The organism is Vibrio genomosp. F10 str. ZF-129 (assembly GCF_000287055.2).
Taxonomy (GTDB): domain Bacteria; phylum Pseudomonadota; class Gammaproteobacteria; order Enterobacterales; family Vibrionaceae; genus Vibrio.
In genome coordinates this window covers 36,759-57,523 of record NZ_AJYQ02000117.1, presented here as the reverse complement: position 1 = coordinate 57,523, position 20,765 = coordinate 36,759, and the positions used below count along the sequence as shown (strand labels likewise).

Annotated in this window: 13 protein-coding genes; 5 read left to right on the top strand and 8 right to left on the bottom strand. The window is 43.2% G+C overall.

Annotated elements, in window-relative coordinates; translation table 11 throughout:
• Positions 1–92: 92 nt before the first annotated feature.
• On the top strand, positions 93–1,481 hold the full coding sequence (locus A1QO_RS14975; RefSeq protein WP_017040158.1) for an SLC13 family permease: 1,389 nt from the start codon (positions 93–95) through the stop codon (positions 1,479–1,481).
• 70 nt (positions 1,482–1,551) lie between these two features.
• On the opposite strand, the gene A1QO_RS14970 is transcribed toward A1QO_RS14975, so the two are convergent.
• On the bottom strand, positions 1,552–2,217 hold the full coding sequence (locus tag A1QO_RS14970; protein WP_017036738.1) for a DUF2057 family protein: 666 nt from the start codon (positions 2,215–2,217) through the stop codon (positions 1,552–1,554).
• A 468-nt stretch (positions 2,218–2,685) separates the two neighbouring features.
• On the opposite strand from A1QO_RS14970, the gene A1QO_RS14965 reads away from it, so the two are divergent.
• Both A1QO_RS14965 and A1QO_RS14960 read left to right on the top strand, forming a co-directional pair.
• Positions 2,686–4,083, top strand: a complete 1,398-nt coding sequence (locus A1QO_RS14965; protein ID WP_017037786.1) for a tryptophanase — start codon at positions 2,686–2,688, stop codon at positions 4,081–4,083.
• A 273-nt stretch (positions 4,084–4,356) separates the two neighbouring features.
• Positions 4,357–6,894, top strand: a complete 2,538-nt coding sequence (locus A1QO_RS14960; protein WP_017041182.1) for a glycosyl hydrolase family 18 protein — start codon at positions 4,357–4,359, stop codon at positions 6,892–6,894.
• A 555-nt stretch (positions 6,895–7,449) separates the two neighbouring features.
• Here the strand turns inward: A1QO_RS14960 and A1QO_RS14955 are convergent.
• The 4 genes from A1QO_RS14955 to A1QO_RS14940 form a co-directional block, all read right to left on the bottom strand.
• Positions 7,450–9,567 carry a type I secretion system permease/ATPase gene (locus A1QO_RS14955; RefSeq protein WP_017036741.1) on the bottom strand — a complete coding sequence of 706 codons (2,118 nt, stop codon included), beginning with the start codon at positions 9,565–9,567 and terminating at the stop codon, positions 7,450–7,452.
• 17 nt (positions 9,568–9,584) lie between these two features.
• Positions 9,585–11,495 (bottom strand): bifunctional diguanylate cyclase/phosphodiesterase, encoded by a 1,911-nt coding sequence (locus tag A1QO_RS14950; protein WP_017037782.1) that lies wholly within the window; start codon positions 11,493–11,495, stop codon positions 9,585–9,587.
• A gap of 5 nt (positions 11,496–11,500) precedes the next feature.
• Positions 11,501–12,166, bottom strand: a complete 666-nt coding sequence (locus A1QO_RS14945; protein WP_017036742.1) for a transglutaminase-like cysteine peptidase — start codon at positions 12,164–12,166, stop codon at positions 11,501–11,503.
• Between the two features lie 115 nt (positions 12,167–12,281).
• Positions 12,282–13,673, bottom strand: coding sequence for an HlyD family type I secretion periplasmic adaptor subunit (locus A1QO_RS14940; RefSeq protein WP_017037780.1), 1,392 nt, complete (start codon positions 13,671–13,673; stop codon positions 12,282–12,284).
• A 229-nt stretch (positions 13,674–13,902) separates the two neighbouring features.
• Between A1QO_RS14940 and pdxH the strand changes: the two genes are divergently transcribed.
• Positions 13,903–14,538 (top strand): pyridoxamine 5'-phosphate oxidase, encoded by a 636-nt coding sequence (gene pdxH, locus A1QO_RS14935; RefSeq protein WP_017036744.1) that lies wholly within the window; start codon positions 13,903–13,905, stop codon positions 14,536–14,538.
• A 199-nt stretch (positions 14,539–14,737) separates the two neighbouring features.
• On the opposite strand, the gene A1QO_RS14930 is transcribed toward pdxH, so the two are convergent.
• The 3 genes from A1QO_RS14930 to A1QO_RS14920 form a co-directional block, all read right to left on the bottom strand.
• Positions 14,738–15,817 (bottom strand): GGDEF domain-containing protein, encoded by a 1,080-nt coding sequence (locus A1QO_RS14930; protein ID WP_017040160.1) that lies wholly within the window; start codon positions 15,815–15,817, stop codon positions 14,738–14,740.
• Positions 15,818–16,227: 410 nt separating this feature from the next.
• A complete protein-coding gene (locus tag A1QO_RS14925) occupies positions 16,228–18,051 on the bottom strand; it encodes a formylglycine-generating enzyme family protein (RefSeq protein WP_017041181.1) in 1,824 nt (607 codons plus the stop codon).
• A gap of 167 nt (positions 18,052–18,218) precedes the next feature.
• Positions 18,219–19,325, bottom strand: a complete 1,107-nt coding sequence (locus A1QO_RS14920) for a PEGA domain-containing protein (protein ID WP_017036747.1) — start codon at positions 19,323–19,325, stop codon at positions 18,219–18,221.
• 443 nt (positions 19,326–19,768) lie between these two features.
• On the opposite strand from A1QO_RS14920, the gene A1QO_RS14915 reads away from it, so the two are divergent.
• Entirely contained in the window at positions 19,769–20,587 is an 819-nt protein-coding gene (locus tag A1QO_RS14915; protein WP_017040162.1) for a helix-turn-helix domain-containing protein, read from the top strand.
• Positions 20,588–20,765: the final 178 nt, after the last annotated feature.

Here is a 20,765-nt window from a genome sequence, read left to right as displayed (position 1 = left end):
TGTGGTTAACAACTTCGTAGCGTGAATTATTTAAATGGTTATTTCTATGTAAGCATATTGTTGTCAGATTTACCTAGAAAGGAACAATAACCATGAACCGAAATGACAGTGTGCCACTCCCCTCAAATACACGTGAGTGGTTTTTAAACCGTAACAGCCTCATTATTTTATCGAATGTTGTTTTGTGCTTGTTTTTGTATAAAACGCTGCCGTTTGATCCTCAAGTCGTTTTGGGCCTGAGTATGCTTACATTTATTGCCATCCTTTGGTTAACGGAAGCTCTACACGTTACCGTGACCGCTATTTTGGTTCCCATTTTGGCGGTTCTTTTTGGTGTCTTTGATACTCAGACGGCACTCAATAACTTCTCTAATTCCATTATCTTTCTCTTTCTTGGCGGATTTGCATTGGCCGCCGCCATGCACCGGCAAGGGCTTGATAAAGTCATTGCGGATAAAGTACTGATTCTGGCAAAGGGCCGCATGAGCGTAGCAGTTTACATGCTATTTGGCGTGACAGCAGGTCTGTCCATGTGGATAAGCAACACCGCAACAACCGCAATGATGTTGCCACTGGTACTGGGTGTGTTGAGTAAAGTGAATGCAGAAACAGGGCATAAAACTTATGTGTTTGTGCTGTTAGGCATCGCTTATAGTGCCAGCATTGGCGGTATTGCGACCATTGTCGGTAGCCCACCGAATGCCATTGCTGCGGCTGAGGTTGGTTTAACATTTACGGAATGGATGGCCTTTGGTGTTCCCGCTGCCATGATCTTGCTTCCTCTCGCTATCGTCGTATTGTATTTCGTCATTAAGCCAGACCTAAAAGGAGACTTCGAACTCAATAAAACCCCCGTAGAGTGGGATAAAGGTAAGATAGTGACACTTGCTATTTTTACCGTCACCGTATTGTGTTGGATCTTCAGTAAACCTATTAACGCGATGCTTGGTGGGTACGCAAAATTTGATACCATCGTTGCCTTAACCGCGATTGTGATGGTGAACTTTGCACGAGTTGTTCATTGGAAAGACATCGAAAAAACCGCAGATTGGGGCGTGTTGTTGCTATTTGGTGGCGGTATTTGTTTGAGTAACGTGCTGAAAGCGACGGGAACCAGTGTTTTCTTGGCTAATGAATTAAGCGATTTAATTTCACAATTTGGTCTTGTGTTCATTGTTCTCATTGTCGCTGCCTTTGTGGTGTTCTTAACTGAGTTCGCCAGTAATACAGCCAGTGCCGCTTTGCTTATTCCTGTTTTTGCTTCGGTTGCTGAGGTGTTTGGGTTATCACCGGTTATTTTGTCGGTTTTAATCGCGGTGGCGGCGTCTTGTGCGTTTATGCTACCTGTCGCTACTCCACCTAATGCGATTGTGTTTGGGTCTGGTCACATTAAGCAGCAAGAGATGATGCGAGTCGGCCTTGTCCTTAACGCTGCGTGTATTGGTGCCCTGACGTTGATTGCAATGATGTTCTGGACATAGTCAAAAGCGTTACGCCATGCATGCAGCAAAATGGCTTGCATGGCGAAATGTACTTAAGGACCAAAGAGGTTTACTGATTAATATGCGCTTTGAATCTGGCTTTTGTTTCAGCATCGGCTTTGTCATACCAAAAGTGCAGCATTTCTTCCGCCGTACTCTCTGCTGTTACGTTTTTACCCGACGTTTGTTTTAAAGCAGGATCGGCAGAAATGGCTGGGGTTGCACTGGCAGCAACGAAGCTCGTCGCCGTGATCGCTGCAATGCCGTTGCTTCGGTTGTAATCAGCGACTTCGCGTTGGTAATCTCTACCGAGCTGCATTCCTTCTTTCATAAGCTTATCTTCGTGCACCTCAATCACTTCATCCGATTGATTAATCAGAGACCATTCTAGTTGTTTGATTTTTGTTTGAGCCTCTCTTTCGTTACGGTATTGAGGCAGTGAAAAGGTCAGCTCTTGATCTTGAGCTTCAAACTTAGCGATGATCGTATCGCTTTCTACGGTGGTCCTATCGTTACTTCGATCGAAAAGAGACGAGTAGCGGAAAGCAATTTGGTTCTCACCATTGGGAAGTGTCAACGTTTTATTCGCCGAGAAAAACCCGCCCACCAATTCTGGTTTTTCACCATTAGCGATAAATAATTCGATATTGTCGGGAATTTGAATGGTGATATCCGCAAATGCAGAATGGCTAATGATTAAAGCACAAGTACATGACAGCGTTTTTAGTACGTTCATTGGAATTATCCTAGGTGTGACTCAAAAATGACTTTAAGAGATTGCCTAGGAATAAAAATAAAGGCAATAGAGGGCATGTTAGAAGTTGGACAATTCTTCTCTTAAGTTTCAACAATAGCTCGATGTCGATAATTGAGTGGTATAAATTACAGGACGATTTTTTGAGCCAAGCATCACAGACATCGATATCACCTTGCCGCTATATTGTTGCCATCATTTATTAATATGGAGGCAACGCTTTGGATTTAACGTATCGGCTTGATGGCACGCTCGTTTTGTCACCTTGGTATAATATAGATTACTGCTTATCCCTTCTTAATAAACAGATCCTTTAGTTTCTTTCTATCGGTGTTTTGCACCGCTTTACCCTATTTTTATTAAAGTACCTCCCGATTTTATTAAAGTACATTCAGGCAGAGTGTGCAGGACGAGTTGCACCTGCCGTAAAGATATAGAAAGGAAAACCACATGAAACGCATTCCAGAACCATTTCGAATCAAGATGGTTGAACCCATCAAAATGACCACACTTGAAGACCGCCAAGTTGCACTCAAAGAGGCTGGACTCAACCCATTCTTACTTCGAAGTGACGATGTATACATCGATTTATTGACCGATTCTGGTACAGGCGCGATGAGCGATCACCAGTGGGCCGGATTAATGATGGGCGATGAGTCTTACGCTGGTAGCCGAAATTACTACCATTTGTGTGATGCTGTAGAACATTTCTTTGGCTATAAATTAACGGTTCCAGCACACCAAGGGCGTGGGGCGGAGCAGATATTGTTTCCAGCACTGATCGAACGGATGCAACAGGTAAGGGGAGGGACCGCGCCGGTTTTTATCTCCAATTATCATTTTGATACAACAGCTGGGCATATTGAGTTAAACGGTGGTAAGGCCATCAATGTGTTAACAGAGAAGGCGTTTGATACCGGCAAGGCTTATGATTGGAAAGGTAACTTTGATCTGGATAAGCTGCAGAGCACGATTACTGAATACGGCGCTGAAAATATCTGTGCGATCATCACGACAGTCACTTGTAATAGCTCGGGTGGGCAACCGGTCTCTATGGCGAACATGCGCGCTGTCTATGAGATTGCGAGTAAAAACGACATTCCTGTGGTGATTGATTCCGCTCGCTATTGCGAAAATGCGTATTTTATTAAACAGCGAGAGGCTGGTTACCAAGACAGTAGCATTCTAGACATTATCCGCGAGATGTATCAATACGGAGATATGTTAACGATGTCAGCCAAGAAAGATCCGCTGGTTAATATTGGTGGGCTGTGTTGTATCCGTGATCATGAAGAACTGTTCCAGGCAGTACGAACTCGATGCGTTCCAATGGAAGGGTTTGTGACATATGGCGGAATGGCAGGGCGAGACATGGAAGCGTTAGCCCGAGGACTGTATGAAGGGGCTGATGAAGATTACTTGCATTACCGCATCAGCCAAGTGGAGTATTTGGGAGAACGTCTCAGAGAAGCTGGCATTCCGATCCAGTACCCTACGGGAGGACATGCCGTCTTTGTTGATGCCGCTAAAATTTTACCGCATATACCGCCAGAACAATTTCCCGCACAAGCCTTATGTAATGCCCTTTATCTAGAGGCTGGTGTTAGGGCTGTTGAAATTGGTTCATTGCTACTGGGGAGAGATCCCAAAACTGGTAAGCAAAAAGCCGCAGAGCTAGAGCTAATGCGTCTCACTATTCCAAGACGTGTCTATACCAATGATCATATGGATTATGTCGCAGATGCCATTATTGAAGTGAGTAAACATGCCAAGCAGATGAAAGGGCTTGAATTTGAATACGAGCCTTCTGTGTTAAGGCATTTTACTGCCAAGTTTCGGGCTATTTAGTTGAATGACAATAGCCTGAAGTGTAGATAGCGTCAGGCTATTTTCTTGACTCGATATCAAAAACACAATGCAACAAGCTGATAACATCTGTTTGTTTTTTATTCATGTCTCGTAAGTGTGTTTATTTTTTCGTCTAAAAAAATAAGTTTCTAGAATACTGAGTTTAATGTTCTTACATCCCCTATTTGGGATTAGAACGAACGGATTCAGCGAATTGAAGATTGATCGCTGGCGCCACAAACTTAAGTGAAACATTCAAGGAACGATAACGATATGAATCGTATAACGATGTGCGCAGCGAGTGTCGCGATAGCCTTTTCTGGCTTAGCGAATGCCGCCCCTAGCGCTCCTACTATAGATGTCTATGGATCTAACAATCTCCAATTTTCAAAAATAGAGTTGGCTATGGAAACGACTGCCGGCTACAACGATATGGTGACTTATTATGATCAGGCTGATATTACAATAAAGTTCAACCAATGGAGTGGCCAAACTGGAGATACATATCATATCTATTTTGATGGAACACAGGTAGCGACAGGTCCTATTTCTGGCGGCCAGACAGAAGCCACCTTTCAATACCCAAGCGGTGGTTTATTCCAAATGGAAATCGAAGCTTGTGATCAAACAGGTTGTAGTAAAAGTGCACCTGTAGAGGTCACTATTGCCGATACAGACGGTGCTCATTTAGCACCACTTACCATGAATATTGATCCGAACAATAAGACCTATACGACCGACCCTTCTACGGTGGTTGGAACCTACTTTGTTGAGTGGGGTATTTATGGTCGAGACTATACGGTAGATAACATCCCTGCAGATAATTTGACCCATATCCTTTATGGCTTTATCCCAATTTGTGGTCCGAATGAATCTGTAAAATCAGTAGGTGGTAACAGTTACAATGCACTCATGACCGCTTGTAATGGTGTTAATGACTATGAAGTCGTGATCCATGACCCATGGGCGGCATTTCAGAAAAGCTTCACTCAGGCTGGGCATGAATACAGCACGCCTATCAAAGGTAATTATGCAATGATGATGGCGCTAAAGCAGCGTAATCCAGACCTTAAGATTATTCCTTCGATAGGTGGATGGACATTATCAGACCCATTCTTCGATTTCACTACAAAAGCCAATAGAGACACGTTTGTTGCATCAGTAGAGAAGTTTCTCAAAACATGGAAATTCTACGATGGTGTTGATATTGACTGGGAATTCCCAGGCGGTGGGGGTCAAGCCTCAGATTTAGGCGACCAGATAAACGATGGTCCAGCTTACATCGCATTGATGCAAGAGTTACGGACGATGCTCGATGGGTTAGAGGCAGCTACGGGTCGTACGTATGAACTAACGTCAGCAATAGGTGTTGGCTACGACAAGATTGAAGACGTAGATTACGCTGATGCCGTTCAATATATGGACTACATTTTTGCTATGACCTACGATTTTTATGGTGGTTGGAATAACATAGTTGGGCACCAGACCGGTCTATACTGTGGCGGATTTATGCGCCCTGGTCAGTGTGATGGTTCTGGCTTAGATGAAGCGGGTGAACCATATAAAGGCCCTGCGTATACAGCAGACAATGCCATCCAACTATTGCTTGCCCAGGGTGTACCAGCGAATAAGCTTGTACTCGGCGCTGCGATGTATGGTCGAGGTTGGGAAGGGGTAGTGCCTTCTTCATTAAACGATCCATTAGATCCTATGACTGGAGTAGGCAATGGTAAGCTAAAAGGTACAAGTGCCCAAGGAGTTTGGGAAGATGGTGTTATTGATTATAAAGGCGTGAAAGACTTCATGCTTGGTGCCAATAGCACGGGTATTAATGGCTTTGAGTATGGGTACGATGAACAGGCAGAAGCTGCCTGGGTTTGGAATCCAACATCAGGCCAACTAGTGACATTTGATGATGCTCGATCAGTGAAGGCAAAAGGCGCATATGCCCGTAATTTAGGTTTGGCTGGACTATTCTCATGGGAAATAGATGCGGATAATGGTGATATTTTAAATGCAATGCATGAAGGTTTAGCGGGTGGAACAACTGACCCTGTTAACCGTAAACCAACCGCAAGTGCGGGTAACGATCAAGTGATTACTGGACCTGCCTTGGTTACATTAGATGCTAATGGTTCAAAAGATAGTGATGGTACAATCGTGTCTTATCTTTGGGAGCAGACAGCAGGAACTCCGGTCTCTTTGGTCAATGGAAATAGTGCAATAGCTAGCTTTGAGATAGCAGAAGTTATTCAGGTCGATAGATTGTCATTTACATTAACAGTAACAGACGACGAAGGTGCAAAATCGAGTGATAACGTCACCGTGACTGTTAACCCAAAAGAGATAGTTCCAGTTAATACGCCACCTGTTGCTTTAATTTCAGCACCTACTCAGGTTAATGCCGGTGATGTAGTCGTGATTGACGCTTCCTCATCGATTGATGCTGATGGTGATACGTTGACGTACTCGTGGGATGTGCCTAACTCGATATCGGCTATCATTCAAGGATCGAGCGTCAGCTTTGTAGCGGCAGAATACACAGAAGATGCATTTCTCAGTTTTGTAGTGTTAGTCAGTGATGGACAGGCTGATGCTTCGACTACTTCTAATTTGACAGTACTTAAAACGACAACGAGTGGGAACACTTGCAGCACTCCTTGGGATAAAGGAGCGGTATATACAGGTGGTCAGCAAGTTTCATCTGCCGGTAAAGCCTATGAAGCAAAATGGTGGACAAGGGGTGAAGACCCACAAAGTACTGGTCAATGGGGGGTATGGAAAGAAGTTGGCGTTTGTTTACCTAACTAAGCGTGCAATTGGTGTTAATACCAACTAGGTATTTGCTGTTTTGTACCGTGGCTCGTCAACCTTAGAGTCTGATTCAAACTAAACCTCTGATTATGATTGTCAGAGGTTTTTGGATTCAATATTGAGCTAAATACACACGTTACATTATTTTGTGATGAGTAGTCGAATTGCACCATTAATCTGTCAATCAAGCTGTGTTTTACAGCAATTTATAATTACTTGGAATAGGTTGGTATTGCCTTGTTACAGGCAATACAGAGATATAAATAATATATAAAATTTATATCTACGCATATTTAATTTATTTTATAGGGAAAGAACAATGAAAAAAAATATTAAAGCATTAACTATTTTATCAGCACTATTTCTTCCTCAAATTGCAATGGCTTGTACTATAGCCGTCACTATTCCATTTCCGCTTTAACCTATCATCTACAGGTATAGTTGATTCAGACTGCTTGTAAGAGAATAAACATAACAAAAAAGCTCTGCAACGTTGCAGAGCTTTTTTTGATGGGCATTGTATTTCAGACGTGTCTGTTATGGCCTAATGGCCTAGCTATTCGGTGCGCGAACTTTGCCTTGTTTTAGGCTATTAAGAACCTGCGCTTTAGGGCCATCGGCAATAATACTGCCTTTTTCCATCACAATAACGCGGTCAACAATATCCAGCATTGACGTTTTATGAGTAATCAGAATCAACGTTTCATTGGGTTTCATTTGACCCAGTTGATGCTTGATGTGCATTTCAGAACGATTATCCATCGCGCTTGTTGGTTCATCAAGAAGAAGCACGGGTGGCCTTCCCAAAATTGCCCGAGCGATGGCAACGGCTTGTCTTTGGCCGCCCGATAATAGCAGTCCTCCTTCACCGACTTGGCGTTCAAGACCCGCTGGATCTTGCTGAGTAAACACAGTTACCCCAGCTCGATTCGCTGCGTCCATGACATCGCGATCATCTGCTAACGGACGACCGAGGGTGATATTGTCACGAATTGAACCATAAAATAGATTACTGTCTTGGGGGACACAGCCGATATTTCTACGAATATCAATGTGATGAAGCTGCTTAATATCCGTATCATCAATACGTACACTGCCTTCAATAGGCTGGTACAGGCCCATAATTAGGCGCTCTAGTGTGGTTTTACCTGAACCTATTCTACCTATAATGGCGACTTTTTCGCCAGGATTTATGGTTAAGCTAAGTTCACGAATCGAAGCAATAGGAGAATCTGGGTAGTTGAATGTGACTCGGTCAAGTTCAATCTTTCCTTGGACGATGGGTCTGTGAATATATCGCTTGCCTTCTTCTTGCTCATCGGGCATCCCCATCACTTGTTCGATGATAGACATGGACGATTTAGCCTGGTTATAACGAGTAGAGAGCAGTGAAAGCTGGACCATAGGGCCAATTGCTCGTCCACTTAGCATCGTCGCAGCAATCAGGCCACCCATGGTTAACTCGCCTTCAGCAATCAGATAAACACCAAGGATGATCATGCCAACGTTTGAAGCCTGTTGAACAAAGCCTGCCGTGTTTTGAATACCGTCTGTAATACGTCGGCTTTTGATGTTCCAGTTCGCCATATGCGCAACCGCCTCTTCCCAACGATACTGAAACTGACTTTGAGCGCCAAACAGCTTGAGGGTTTCTAGGCCAGCGAGGCTTTCGATGAGGTTGGCGTATTTCTGAGATGCTAGTCTAGACCCTTCTTCAATCGCACGTCGCAGTGGTCCTTGAATTAAAAGGGAGTAAATAACTAGGATCAAAACTCCGGCAATCGGCACATAGACGAGATCGCCAGCCATCAACCAAATTAAGGCAAGAAAGAGCAATGAAAACGGCAGATCGATTAATGAAGATATCGTCGCTGAGGTGAAAAATTCCCTAATCGATTCGAACTCTTGCAAGTGTCGAGCAAAAGCGCCAACGGAAGGCGGCTTGGATTCCATTCTAATGCCAAGGACTTTACTAAACAGCTTCGAGGAAATGAGAATATCGGACTTTTTCCCCGCAACATCAATAAAGTAACTTCGTAACAGTTTTAGTGATAAATCAAATAAGAAAATGATGAAGATGCCGCTGGCTAACACCCACAGAGTTTCAAAAGCCAAGTTTGGCACAACTTTATCGTAAACTAAGCGAGTAAACATGGGTGCGGCAATGGCGAAAATATTGATCAGTATGGATGCAATAAAAACATCGCGGTAGATTTTTTTCGACTGCCAAATAGTCCCCCAAAACCAATGTCCATCGCGAGTTTTCAGTATTTCAGGCGATCGTTCATCGTAGCGAAACTGTTTTTTAACTAGGAAATATCGTCCGGTAAACTGGGGTTCTAAATCTGCCAGCGAGATCGAGATTGGAACAAGCCCGGATTCACCTGTGACTATTTCCGCCTCTTCTTTTTCTAGATTGATGCTATTAAGCACACATGCGTCGCCATCTTTGAGTAGAAGGACGACGGGTAAAATCAGAGTTGGGATGTCTTTTAATTGAGCCTGATTTTCTTTTGCAACCAAACCTGCGCGTTCAGCTGAACGCGGGAATAAAAAGGGCGTTAATTTACCTTCTGACAATGGTAAGCCATTGATCAATGCTTCTGGTGAATTTGCTAATCCATAATAGCGGCTCACATAAATGAGCGAATTAAGTAGCGGATCCTGCATTCAGTTAAACCTTCATGTTATTTGTCGACAATAAAGCCTTGGAAAACTTCAATAAAGTGCTCAGACAAAAAGTCGAGCTGCATTTGTGTTTCTACACGAGATGCAATGGTTTTGATGCCAAGGTTGTGCGCTGTCCGTGAGATCGACGTTAAAGTGAACTTCTGTTTCTCATCATCTAAATGGTGAGTGAATAGGTAGTCCAGTTTTACATAAGCAGGTCTGAATTCGTTGATATAGTCGAGAGATTGGAAGTTCCTTCCGTAATTATCTACCCCAAATTCTGCACCAGCATTACGAACTGCATTACAAAACAGTGCGGTATGATGAGGTGAGGTGTTAAAGCATGTTTCTGGAATCTCAAAATGAAGCTTGTCGGTGATCGAGGTATGTTTCGACAGTTTTTGACCAATCCAACGTATGAAACTTGGTTGGGAAATGCTGCTTTGGGATATGTTGATTGCGACAGGATCAACAAACTCGTTTGCCTCTAGCTTATCGATCATCGAATTAATGACGAATTCATCAAAAATATGGCTGGCGTTCAATTGCTCTAATGCGAACAGGTATTGGTTTGCACTAAAGCGCTCCCCATCTTTTTCGATCGAAGAAAAGACTTCGCGGTGATAGGTTTGCCCCCAACTATTGTTGGCAGCTTGGAAGCGAAACTGTATAAGATTGTTGTGAATGGCTTCTTCGACTAGTGCTTTCCATTGTTGCTTACCCATGATGTTCTGAGTATTTGTACTGGATACATAACCATATCTTATTTCTGGGCTGGACTTAGCCGTCGCTAGTGCGTTATCAAGCAGGGTTAAAATCTCGGTTGAGGATTTTGAATCTTTAGTATGAACCACGCCCAAAGATAGGTTCAGAGCCGCAGTTCCTGTCGGGTCGGAATTAATGTCTTGAACATAGCTAAGCAAACTCTCTGCAACGATTTTTAGCTCACTGTCATCGATGTTAGGGAATATAAATCCGAATTCCTCAGTCGAAATTCTAGCAATGGTTAGGTTAGGGTATGAGATGGAAATTTTAAGATGATCAGCCAACTGCTGGACCATACCATCACCGGATTCATAGCCTTTTTCATCGTACAACTCTTTGATAAATCCAGCTTCTAAAATAGCGACGCCACCGTTTGAATTTTCACTCAGCCAAGCATTGAGCTGGTTCATATAGTAAGCGCGGTTTCCGAGCTTAGATACTGGGTCAATATAAGCTCGCTCACGAAGCTGCTGCGCTTCTTTTGCCTGCGCGCGAAACGCTTTTTCAACTTGTTCAGACATGCTGTTAATGCCGTCGACAACGTAGATTAAGTCTTTAGTTGCAGGCCTAGGAAGTGGCTCACCAAATTGATTTTTGGCAACCTGTTCCATTTTTTCAACGATAAGTTGCAGCGGTCGAAGAGCCCGTTTCAGGATAAAAGCAATCGAAAGCAATCCGAGTACGAAAATCATGGAGAAAGCAATAGCGAGGCGTTGGAGAGCGTTCCAGAGTTGAACATATGCGCCCCCAGGGTGACTGACAATTTCGACTTCAGCCAGTTGCATCCAACCACTGGTCACCACACGTCGATCGTGAATGCGCTCAAACAGCCCAAGGTTGGTAAACCAATCTGGAACATTGTTCGGTTTTATCGGATAAGAGCGCAGGATCTCTTCGCCTGTATCTAAGAATATCAATCGGACAATGGCGTAACTACTGCCATCGAAAAGGGCATTAATGACCGATTCAACCGCAACGATATCCTTATCTTGTAGGTAAGGTGCGAGTGCGAGTCCGACCGTGTTGATGGTGTTATTGACTTCCGAACGTTGCTGCTGCTCGAGGTTATCTCGTGTGGTATTGAACTCGATAATGAATACCGATGCCATCAGCATTACAAAAACTGCAATCATACCAGCGACAAGCTGTTTATATAGTGTCATGTTGCTTACTCATCGTAACTAACAATAGGTTTGTTAAGTTTTAGTGATCGTTCTCTTGCTCTTAGGTCATTCCATAAGCTCAAGCGCGAGGACTCCCCAGCCAGTTGGCCCTTTTTCGATTTCATCAGCCATAAATTTTTACCATTAAAACTGTAAATAGGCAGTAGATCGGTTCTTTTTGAGGCTGGTTTAATTTGTCCGTTAATGTTGTCTAAAATAATCGGTTCCGCACTCGGTGTAGAGTAGTAAGCTAGAACCATATGGAATTGATTGAGTTCTATCGCTTTAACATAAACCAAACGAAGTTTTTTATCTGGAACACCAAGTTCGAGCAAAGAAAAATATTTAGCAATGGTGAAGTCTTCACAGTCACCAGCATTGGCGCCCAAAAATTCAAGGGGTGTAGCCCAGTAGTCTTTCTTTCCCCAGAGGTTGATATCATTCACAAAGTTAAGTTGGTTAAAAAAACGGTTAACTTCTGTCAATTGATCTCGTTCAGGCAACCCATGAAATACTGCCATTTTTTTGCGCCACGTATCGACTCGTTTCCCTGCTCTATCACCATAGGTATTATGGACTGCATCGACCCATTGTTGCTCTTGAGTGTTCAGAGCCACCGAGTTAGATGCAGTAAATAGTACCAGTAGTAATATCAGCCAATAATTGTGCATGAAAGAATTACATCCCGAGTCGCAAGTACGTGGTCATATACCATCCCATTGGTCGTTGAATTCGCTCTATAGCTCGCAGTTTTAGTGCTGGTTAAAGCCATCGAAGTTATCGTTTTTATTCTTTTAGCGCGTTCTGCTGAGCACTTAAGATTGGTTTTAGAAGATAGTTCATCACCGTTCTTTTTCCGGTAATAATATCAACCGAGGCTGTCATACCAGGGATGATGGGTAGAGTATCATCTGTACCTAATCCCTTTTGATTTGTGCGAATACGTACTAAATAGAAACTTTTTCCTTCCTCGTCTTGCGTTGTATCCGCGCTGATATGTTCCAGCGAGCCCTCTAGGCCACCGTACTTGGTAAAGTCGTATGCACTGAATTTTACAATAGCGGTCAAGTCAGGGCGCAAAAATGCAATGTCTTGTGGCGCAATTTGTGCCTCGACTAAGAGTGTATCTTCTGTGGGTACGATCTCGACGATATCCATACCTGGTTGAATAACCCCGCCCACGGTATTGACGTAGAGTGTTTTCACAGTTCCGGTCACTGGCGAAACCACAACCGTCCGGTTCACACGATCTTCTAGCCCTATTTTGGATTCCGTCATAGAAGAGAGCCTGTCTTGCGCTTCATTAAGTTTCTCTTGTTGCTCAGAACGAAAATCTTGGGCCGCATTAATACGACTGAGCATGGACTCCCTGATCGCCGAACGCAGTATAGGCACTTTCAATTCGCTTGATGTGAGCTCTCGCTGAGTGTCGTTCACTTGCCTTTGAAGTTTCAATAGTTCAATGCGTGGCACCACGCCTTCTTCAGCTAGAGGGCGAGTAATCTCGAGCTCTTTATTGGCGAAATCGTAGCTTTGTCGGAGGTTTTTTATGCGGGCTTGGGTCTCTACGAGATCTTGAAGTTTCTGTGAGACTTGCTGATCAATGACTGAGATTTGGTTTCTTAAATTATTGAGATCCTGCCGGTACTCGGCTTTTTGCCGTGCAACTAACTCAGGTTTGGATTCGGCGAGTGCAGGGGGGAAGACAAGTTGCCCGTAATTGATCGTGACGTTGGTCTGCCAGTTGTCGAGATTAAACTCGTCTTTTACCACTACGCTAGAAATAGACGCTGCAAGTTGAAACACGCTGGCTGTTAAGTTGGATACCTGTTGCTCACGCTCGCGAAAATCAGACCGAAAGCGAGTGTCGTCAATGAGTAGTAGCTGCTGTCCTTTTTCAACAAAATCCCCTTCTTGAACGAGAATTTGTTTCACTAAACCCCCTTCAAGGTTTTGAATGACCTGAACTTGTGACGAAGGAACGACTTTCCCTTGACCGACAGTCACTTTGTCTATTTCAGCCCAAGATGCCCAGGCAATAGCGACAATAAAAAAGAGAATCATGACCCATAACATTACACGAGCGCTACTCGGGGTATTGAGCAAAAGCGCTGCAGTTTTGTCATCAACATAATCTAATTCTGTAGGAGAGAGCTTTTCGTAACTGCTTTTGCTCACGGTACTTCCTTACCATAGCTATTATTTAATTGATTTTATTACTAATTGACTCAAATGTTAAGGTTTTGCTAATCATTATTAATGATATCTATTTTATTTAGGTCATGTTTAGCATTGGCTTTGTGGCTTATCATTCAGTTTAGCTTCATTTTTGAACTTTGTGTGTGACAACATACTTGAGTTCTAAGGCCTATCAGAGCACAATCGAGTAAAATGATTAGGAGCTACTATGGAACTTTCAGACATTCGCAGAGAGTACGCAAAAGACGGATTGAGAAGACGTGATCTCAATGCGGATCCGGTTGACCAGTTTAATGGCTGGTTGCAACAAGCTATTGATGCCAATTTGACCGATCCAACAGCGATGACGGTTGCCACTGTGGATGAGCATGGACAGCCTTTTCAGCGTATTGTGTTACTCAAAAATGCAGACAAAGACGGGTTTGTTTTTTATACCAATTTGGGAAGCCGAAAAGCGCAGCAGATCGGCGTTAACAGTAAGATTAGCTTACATTTTCCTTGGCATTCAATGGAGCGTCAGGTCCATATTACCGGGACGGCAGAAAAGCTCACTGCTTTGGAGAATATGAAGTATTTCACTTCTCGTCCGAAAGACAGTCAAATAGCCGCTATTGCGAGTAAGCAGAGCAGCCGTATCTCTGCTCGTGGTGTGCTGGAAGGCAAGTTTTTAGAGCTAAAAAAGAAGTTTGAGAAGGGTGAAATCCCGGTTCCAAGCTTCTGGGGTGGGTACCGCATCAAACCCGAAACCATCGAGTTTTGGCAAGGTGGTGAGAGCCGACTTCATGATCGTTTCTTATTTTCTCAGCATGAAGGCAAGTGGACTATTGATAGGCTTGCACCCTAGAGTGAGGGGCTTTGTATTTACAATGATACTGCCATTTCAGTGATATGCCATTTAAGGGCTTGTTGATATTTTGAGCGGATTTATCTCGAACGAAATTGAACCTCGAAAGTTCAACACGCCCTAGTCATGGTATGAAACATCATACAAATATACCTGCCACTCAAATCCTTACCATCTAGCACTTCCAAGGTTTTTGTATTCAAATGATATAGGACAATTCTTGTCTGTCCTCGGTCTTTTGGCAGTGTGCGATAAATTGATTTCTACCGCGACTCTTTGCTTTATAGAGTGCGTTATCGGCGAGTTTCACCAGCTTATTAATAGGCATTAAACGAGCGCCGTCTTGCCAATAACCGCCAATAGAGACCGTCACACTATGTTGTATATCACTGTCTTTTACTTCAAGCGAATGGATGATATTGACGATGTTATTGCCCATTTGCTCGAATTCGTTTTTAGAAAGTTCCGGTAAAACGATAAGAAATTCTTCACCACCAAATCGGCCGATTAGGCCGCCGCTTCCAATATGTGTGTCTAGTTGTTGTGCGACTTCTTTGAGGACTTTATCTCCAGTTTCATGCCCAAAGTTGTCGTTAAATTTTTTGAAGTGATCGATATCAATAATCATGACACCGAGTGCTCCTTCGCTCGCTTTCACCTGTTCATAAGTTTGAGATAAATTGGTTTCAATGAAGCGTCTGTTCCCAATTTCAGTCAGAGGATCAACATAAGCGTGCTTGTGTAGGAGCGTCTTTATTTGCTGGTTTTGTGCTCGATGGTAGTAACCAAGTGCAGCACTGACGACAATGGAAGTTAATAGCCAAAATGTCTTGGCGACTTGTTTGCTTTCTGAGTAATGGATCTCTTGGTCTATATCGATGAACCAGTGCATTTTTAAGTACATAAGTAAAACTAATGAAATTAAGCTAATGCTAACAGCGAGCACTACTTTCCAGTTAGCAAACAGGCAGGTAAAGACTGGAATAACGGGAATGAGATAATTGAACTGGCTAAATAGCCCCCCTGAAATCCATAGGAGTGGAACTAAACAAATCCCCGTTACGGTAAGAACTAACGTTGCTGCATGTTGAGTCACTCGCTTCGTTTTTATTAACCAATACGAACTGAATGCAATAAGAAAATTGAAACACCCAATCAGAGTAAATAGGTAGTGCTGCTCGTTAAACAAAGGTCTAAGAGTCGTTCCTGCCAAGACCATGATGGCAAGAGATAGACAGGCAACTTCGCATATTTTGTTATCCAATTCTTCATTTTTCATTGATTGAGTTCTCTAACTGATATTCCCTGAACGTTGCGATGCTAAATGATAAAGAAATGTTACGTGCGTGTATATTTCTCTTGTATTACGCCAATACGATGGATGCAGTGCTTTATTGACAATTAACATGAATAATATGAGTGGGTTGCGGACATGGAGCTAGGGGAGCATTGAAAATAGGGCCCTTGAATGAGCGTGTGACTTTTGATTTTTACAACGCACATCTCAAAACTGAGGCAGTCATACAGTCTATCCGACCTATTGACAAAAGAAATCACTGATTGAAAATGCGGGATGCTCACCGCGCTACGTTCAGTATCTGGATGAAAATAACACAAACGCCACGAACCGGAGGGTCAGTGGCGTCATGGTTATACTGAGCAGTTTTACTCTAATGACACATTAGGTATTCAGTTGATGTCACGAATAATCCTAAAGCCCACATAATTTGAGGCGGAAGAAGGGGCCACAAAGAGTCGTTCGTGAGATGAAGCCATAGCTGGGGAAAAACTCCAAGCCCCACCTTTTGACATGCCACGGCGATCCCCTGTCCATTCCCATACGTTTCCTACCATGTCGTAAAGCCCCATGCTATTGGGTTTAAACGCACTGACGGGCGATGTGCTGGTATTTGACCAAGGCGTGCCACTCCAACCGGTATTCGCTTCACCAGGTTTAAACTTGTCACCCCACCAGTAGTTAGTTTGTGCGCCCGCTCTTGCCGCGATTTCCCATTCTTCTTCTGTGGGCAGTCGATAGCGATATCCTGTTTGCTCGCTAAGCCAGCGAGTATAGGCGTTCGCGTCGTTTTGACTGACACAAACAACGGGTGAGTTTGCGTACTGTTTAAAGCCAGGGTTTCGCCAATAACTATCAGGGATCGGAGTGATTTCTGAACTTGTGATGGTTGTGCATACTTTGGTTAACTCAGCATCGGTCTGATAGTTGGTGCTTTCAATAAAGCGTGTAAACTGATTAACAGTCGTCGGAGTCGCCCCGATCGCGAAAGCATGATCAAGGTGATATTGCTTTGAACCATGTTCTCCTATTAGGTAGGTTCCAGGTACAAAGGTGACGAGGTTTGGTGCAACACCTTCATTTGCTAGCGCATCTGCAAATACATGACCGGCTTTAAGCTCATTTTGATTTTCGTGCAACACGGCTCGAAGTTGATGATCCGAGCTAATTTTCAACTCTTGATTAAAAGAGCTATACCCTTCTTTTGCAACGCTTACCATGTGCGAACCGACGGGTAACATGATTTCTACGGGCGTACTACCATATTTGACCCCATTAACCACGACACGGTCATTATGTTGATTGGAACGCACAATGAGCGTCACCCAGGCCGTTTCTTTTTGTTTAACGGTACTTTCACTGTATTGGCCTGGCGCAAAACAGAACTTAGCGTCAAGGTTAAGCAGTGTACATGCTGTGACTTCGGTTGGTCTTGCATCTAGCTCAACGTCCATGATCGTACGGTAGCGCTTGCCATCATAGAAACCCGATTCAATCGTACTGTGTTTCAGCACATGAATATTCAAAGAGACTTTATCTAAATTTTGCTTGATCAGTGTCTCTTCACTGGTTTTGCTGACAAGGGCAGTTCGAAATTGATTAACTGATTTTTGAAGTGCGAGATCCACGGTTTGCTTATCACATTGTTCAATGGTCATTGTCGCCGAACAAACATTGGTAAAGCTAACATTTTGAGTGCCAGATTGTCGCAACTCGGACTTCAAACGATCCGCACGAGCGCGTAATTTAGAGTGGTCTAGGTGAGTAATGTCCTCTTCAAGTTTAGCCACAATCGCTTTCTTTTGATTGAGAATGGATTGCTGTTCTTGTAGAGCTTGTTCTGCATTGAGACGTAAAATTTGATTCTGTTTTACACTGGCCCAGGCATTTTGGTATTTTTCTTGCGAAGAAGTAAGGTCGAGTTCGGGTTCGTCAATCATGCGGTTATAATCGCGTTCCAGATTAGACTTAGCTTTGGCTAAAGAACGGTCCAGTTTTTTCGCTTGCTTGTTGGTATCACTCAATTGCTGTTCATGGGTCTCAACGACTTGCTGTTGGGTGTCTGAGTCTTTCTGAGCGTTTGATAACTCGGTGTGCTTGGTAAAGAGTGCGTCATCGATTGCAAGGACCGATGTTGGTACATCTTCTGCAATGGTTGAGGTTGCAACTAAACCAGGAGCAAGTGCTAGCAAGAGAGCGGGTAAACCTCGTCGCATTGTTTTCCTACTTCATCAAATTAAAAATTAACGGTTATATTTTGAACGAAAACGCCACTTTTGCTCATTACATCCTGTCGAGGCAATGAGAAAATGGCGTCATGTCATAATGATCACAAAAAAACGAAAGCAAGAACGAATACGCGCTTGCTTTCATTTCCTAAATATTAGCTCTCTTTGCTTGGGAGTAGCTTCACCCAAACCGTGTCACTACCGTTGATAGTGATCACGCGGTTATACGTCTCGAATCCATTTTTAGAAACACTCACTTGGTGACGACCATTGGGCAACACAACTTCAACAGGCGTGCTGCCATAATTTACCCCGTTAATGACAACGGAGTCATTATATTGGTCGGAACGCACGGTCACGTTTGCCCATTTTTTATCATCTTTCTTGTTTGTCGTAGCAGTCGAATCACTGGTTAGGCAGTAACGGCTTGAGACATTAAGAAGCTTACAGGCCGCAACGGCTTCTGGCTTGGCTTGAAGTTGCGCTTGTAATTGAGTGAAGTATTCGTTGTTTCCTTCGAAACCACTGCGAACCACTTGGCTTTCCTGGATATGAATATTGAGCTGAACACCTTTCAGATTCTGTTTAGCAATGACCGACTCTGTAAGGTTATCAAGCAGCTGAGACCTAAAGGCTTTAACGGCCTTTTGTTTGGTTAAGTGACTGCCTTGGTTGGCACACTCACCCAGTGTCATCGTAGTCGAGCAGGTCGTCTTGTAGCTGGTTTCAAGAACATCGCTTTCTCGAAGCTCCGATTGAATACGCTTAACGCGAGCATCTACGCGCAATTCTCTTAAGTTAGAAAACTCTGTGTTAAGACGAGCTTGCTTCTGTTTTACTTGAGAAAGGCGCATTTCGACTTCTGTCATCGCCTGATCATTTTCCAGTGTATCAGATTGATTTTTCTTAACCGCTGCCCAAGTTTCCTGATATTTCTTTTGGAATGAAATTAGGTCAGTCTCAGGGTCGTCAAGAAGGCGACTATACTGCTTATCTAACGCAGATTTAGCTCGATTGCGTTTCGCATTGAGATCTTTTGCATCGCGCGTTAGACGAGCTTGCTCGTTCTTAAGCTGCTGAAGTTTACCCGCTTCATCTTCATAATCTGAAGCAATGGTATCGAGTTCATTTTGCTTAATGTTGATTTTTTCATCGATAGCGGCAACCGGGTCTATCTGGTTGGCTTCTTCCGCATTCACCGATACAGATACCCAAAAAGGGCTTAGCGCAAGCAAGAGCGCTGGGATTCGACGTTTGATCATAGGTCCCTGCAACAAATTAACGTGTTAACCCACTTATCAGTGGAAAAGACAAACTTTTGACGACTTATTTGGTCGTCTCATAATAAAAATTTTGTTTCTATCAGCACGGAAAATTTATCAATAACAAGTTGATATAATAGTGTGTTCGATAAATTTTTATCAGTACCTGTCCATTTTGGTCTTTATCTTAAAATATGCAAGCCTATAATTTGATGCAGCATCCATCTATTTCGATTGAATCGACATTAACCGTAATTAATGTGCACTTGATCATTGTTCCATTTATGCGATCGCTCAAATTTTAACCATGGGGTTTGGGTGGGCACTCAGGGGTATGAGTGTGATTTTATATCCGTTTTAATCGATCGGCGCCATTATATAATCGATGGATTTTGCGATAGTATGTGCAAATACATCAGGGTAGATTAGCAAAAATGAAAGAGATGAATGAAATCATGACGCCTATTTTTGGAAAAAGAGCCAATCTTTTGTCGCCTAAGCCTGCGGAATTGATCACTTTACCTTCTTATATGGACTGCCATGAACATCAATACACGCAAATTGTCATCGGTTTAAAAGGCAAAGCAGAGTTTGAAGTTGCAGGCAAAGGTAATTTGGTTGGTCCTGGTCAAGGTTGCGTTGTGACATCAGGAAGCGATCATGCTTTTGGTGGTGTTGTCGGAAACTCAGAAATATTGGTTCTCAATATGCCCAAGCCCAAAAATGATGACCCATTGCTGCTTCAAAAGCTGAATCAACTCTCTTGCAGCAATACGTATTTTCAATTAGACGATCAGATACAAAAATTGATTCAGATGCTGACGAACGAAATGCAGCTGCACCCTGATGATCTGTTATTAAGTCGTGCCTGCAACGATACGGTGGTTGCGCTTTTACAGAGGCACATTTCGACGTTTCAACACTCAAAAAAAGAGTCACGTTTCTCTTTAGACACGATAGATCGATACATAGAGCAGCACCTTAGTCGCAAAATATCGGTCGCTCAGCTCGCTGGATGTGTGTTTCTAGCGGAAAGTCAGTTTCATTACTTATTTAAAGAGCAGATGGGGATTACACCACATCAATATGTCTTAGGTAAACGCATCGACAGAGCTAAATCATTGATTGAAAAAGGCCACTATTCGTTGGGTCAAGTGGCTGAGTTAACGGGTTTCTCTGGGCAAAGTACTTTCGCTCATGCCTTTTCTAGGCTGCAGGGTATGTCTCCTCGCCAATACAAAAATGTACTTAATGTTAAATAAAATTGTTTATGCAGTATCATCCATTAGTTAATTCGGTGTGATTTTGTTTATATTCTGTTAAATAACGTAGAATACAGCAAATCATTCGGAGTTTTTGACAAGTAATCATCGTCGGCTCAAAATACACTCCCTGCCATGGTAGGAAACCTAAAGATTCTCTTTAGGTGTCAAATTGAGG

Excerpts from the sequence above, each read along its gene's own strand:
- A1QO_RS14975 (WP_017040158.1), top strand. The coding sequence starts at position 93 with ATGAACCGAAATGACAGTGTGCCACTCCCCTCAAATACACGTGAGTGG.
- A1QO_RS14970 (WP_017036738.1), bottom strand. The coding sequence starts at position 2,217 with ATGAACGTACTAAAAACGCTGTCATGTACTTGTGCTTTAATCATTAGC.
- A1QO_RS14965 (WP_017037786.1), top strand. The coding sequence starts at position 2,686 with ATGAAACGCATTCCAGAACCATTTCGAATCAAGATGGTTGAACCCATC.
- A1QO_RS14960 (WP_017041182.1), top strand. The coding sequence starts at position 4,357 with ATGAATCGTATAACGATGTGCGCAGCGAGTGTCGCGATAGCCTTTTCT.
- A1QO_RS14955 (WP_017036741.1), bottom strand. The coding sequence starts at position 9,567 with ATGCAGGATCCGCTACTTAATTCGCTCATTTATGTGAGCCGCTATTAT.
- A1QO_RS14950 (WP_017037782.1), bottom strand. The coding sequence starts at position 11,495 with ATGACACTATATAAACAGCTTGTCGCTGGTATGATTGCAGTTTTTGTA.
- A1QO_RS14945 (WP_017036742.1), bottom strand. The coding sequence starts at position 12,166 with ATGCACAATTATTGGCTGATATTACTACTGGTACTATTTACTGCATCT.
- pdxH (WP_017036744.1), top strand. The coding sequence starts at position 13,903 with ATGGAACTTTCAGACATTCGCAGAGAGTACGCAAAAGACGGATTGAGA.
- A1QO_RS14930 (WP_017040160.1), bottom strand. The coding sequence starts at position 15,817 with ATGAAAAATGAAGAATTGGATAACAAAATATGCGAAGTTGCCTGTCTA.
- A1QO_RS14925 (WP_017041181.1), bottom strand. The coding sequence starts at position 18,051 with ATGCGACGAGGTTTACCCGCTCTCTTGCTAGCACTTGCTCCTGGTTTA.
- A1QO_RS14920 (WP_017036747.1), bottom strand. The coding sequence starts at position 19,325 with ATGATCAAACGTCGAATCCCAGCGCTCTTGCTTGCGCTAAGCCCTTTT.
- A1QO_RS14915 (WP_017040162.1), top strand. The coding sequence starts at position 19,769 with ATGAATGAAATCATGACGCCTATTTTTGGAAAAAGAGCCAATCTTTTG.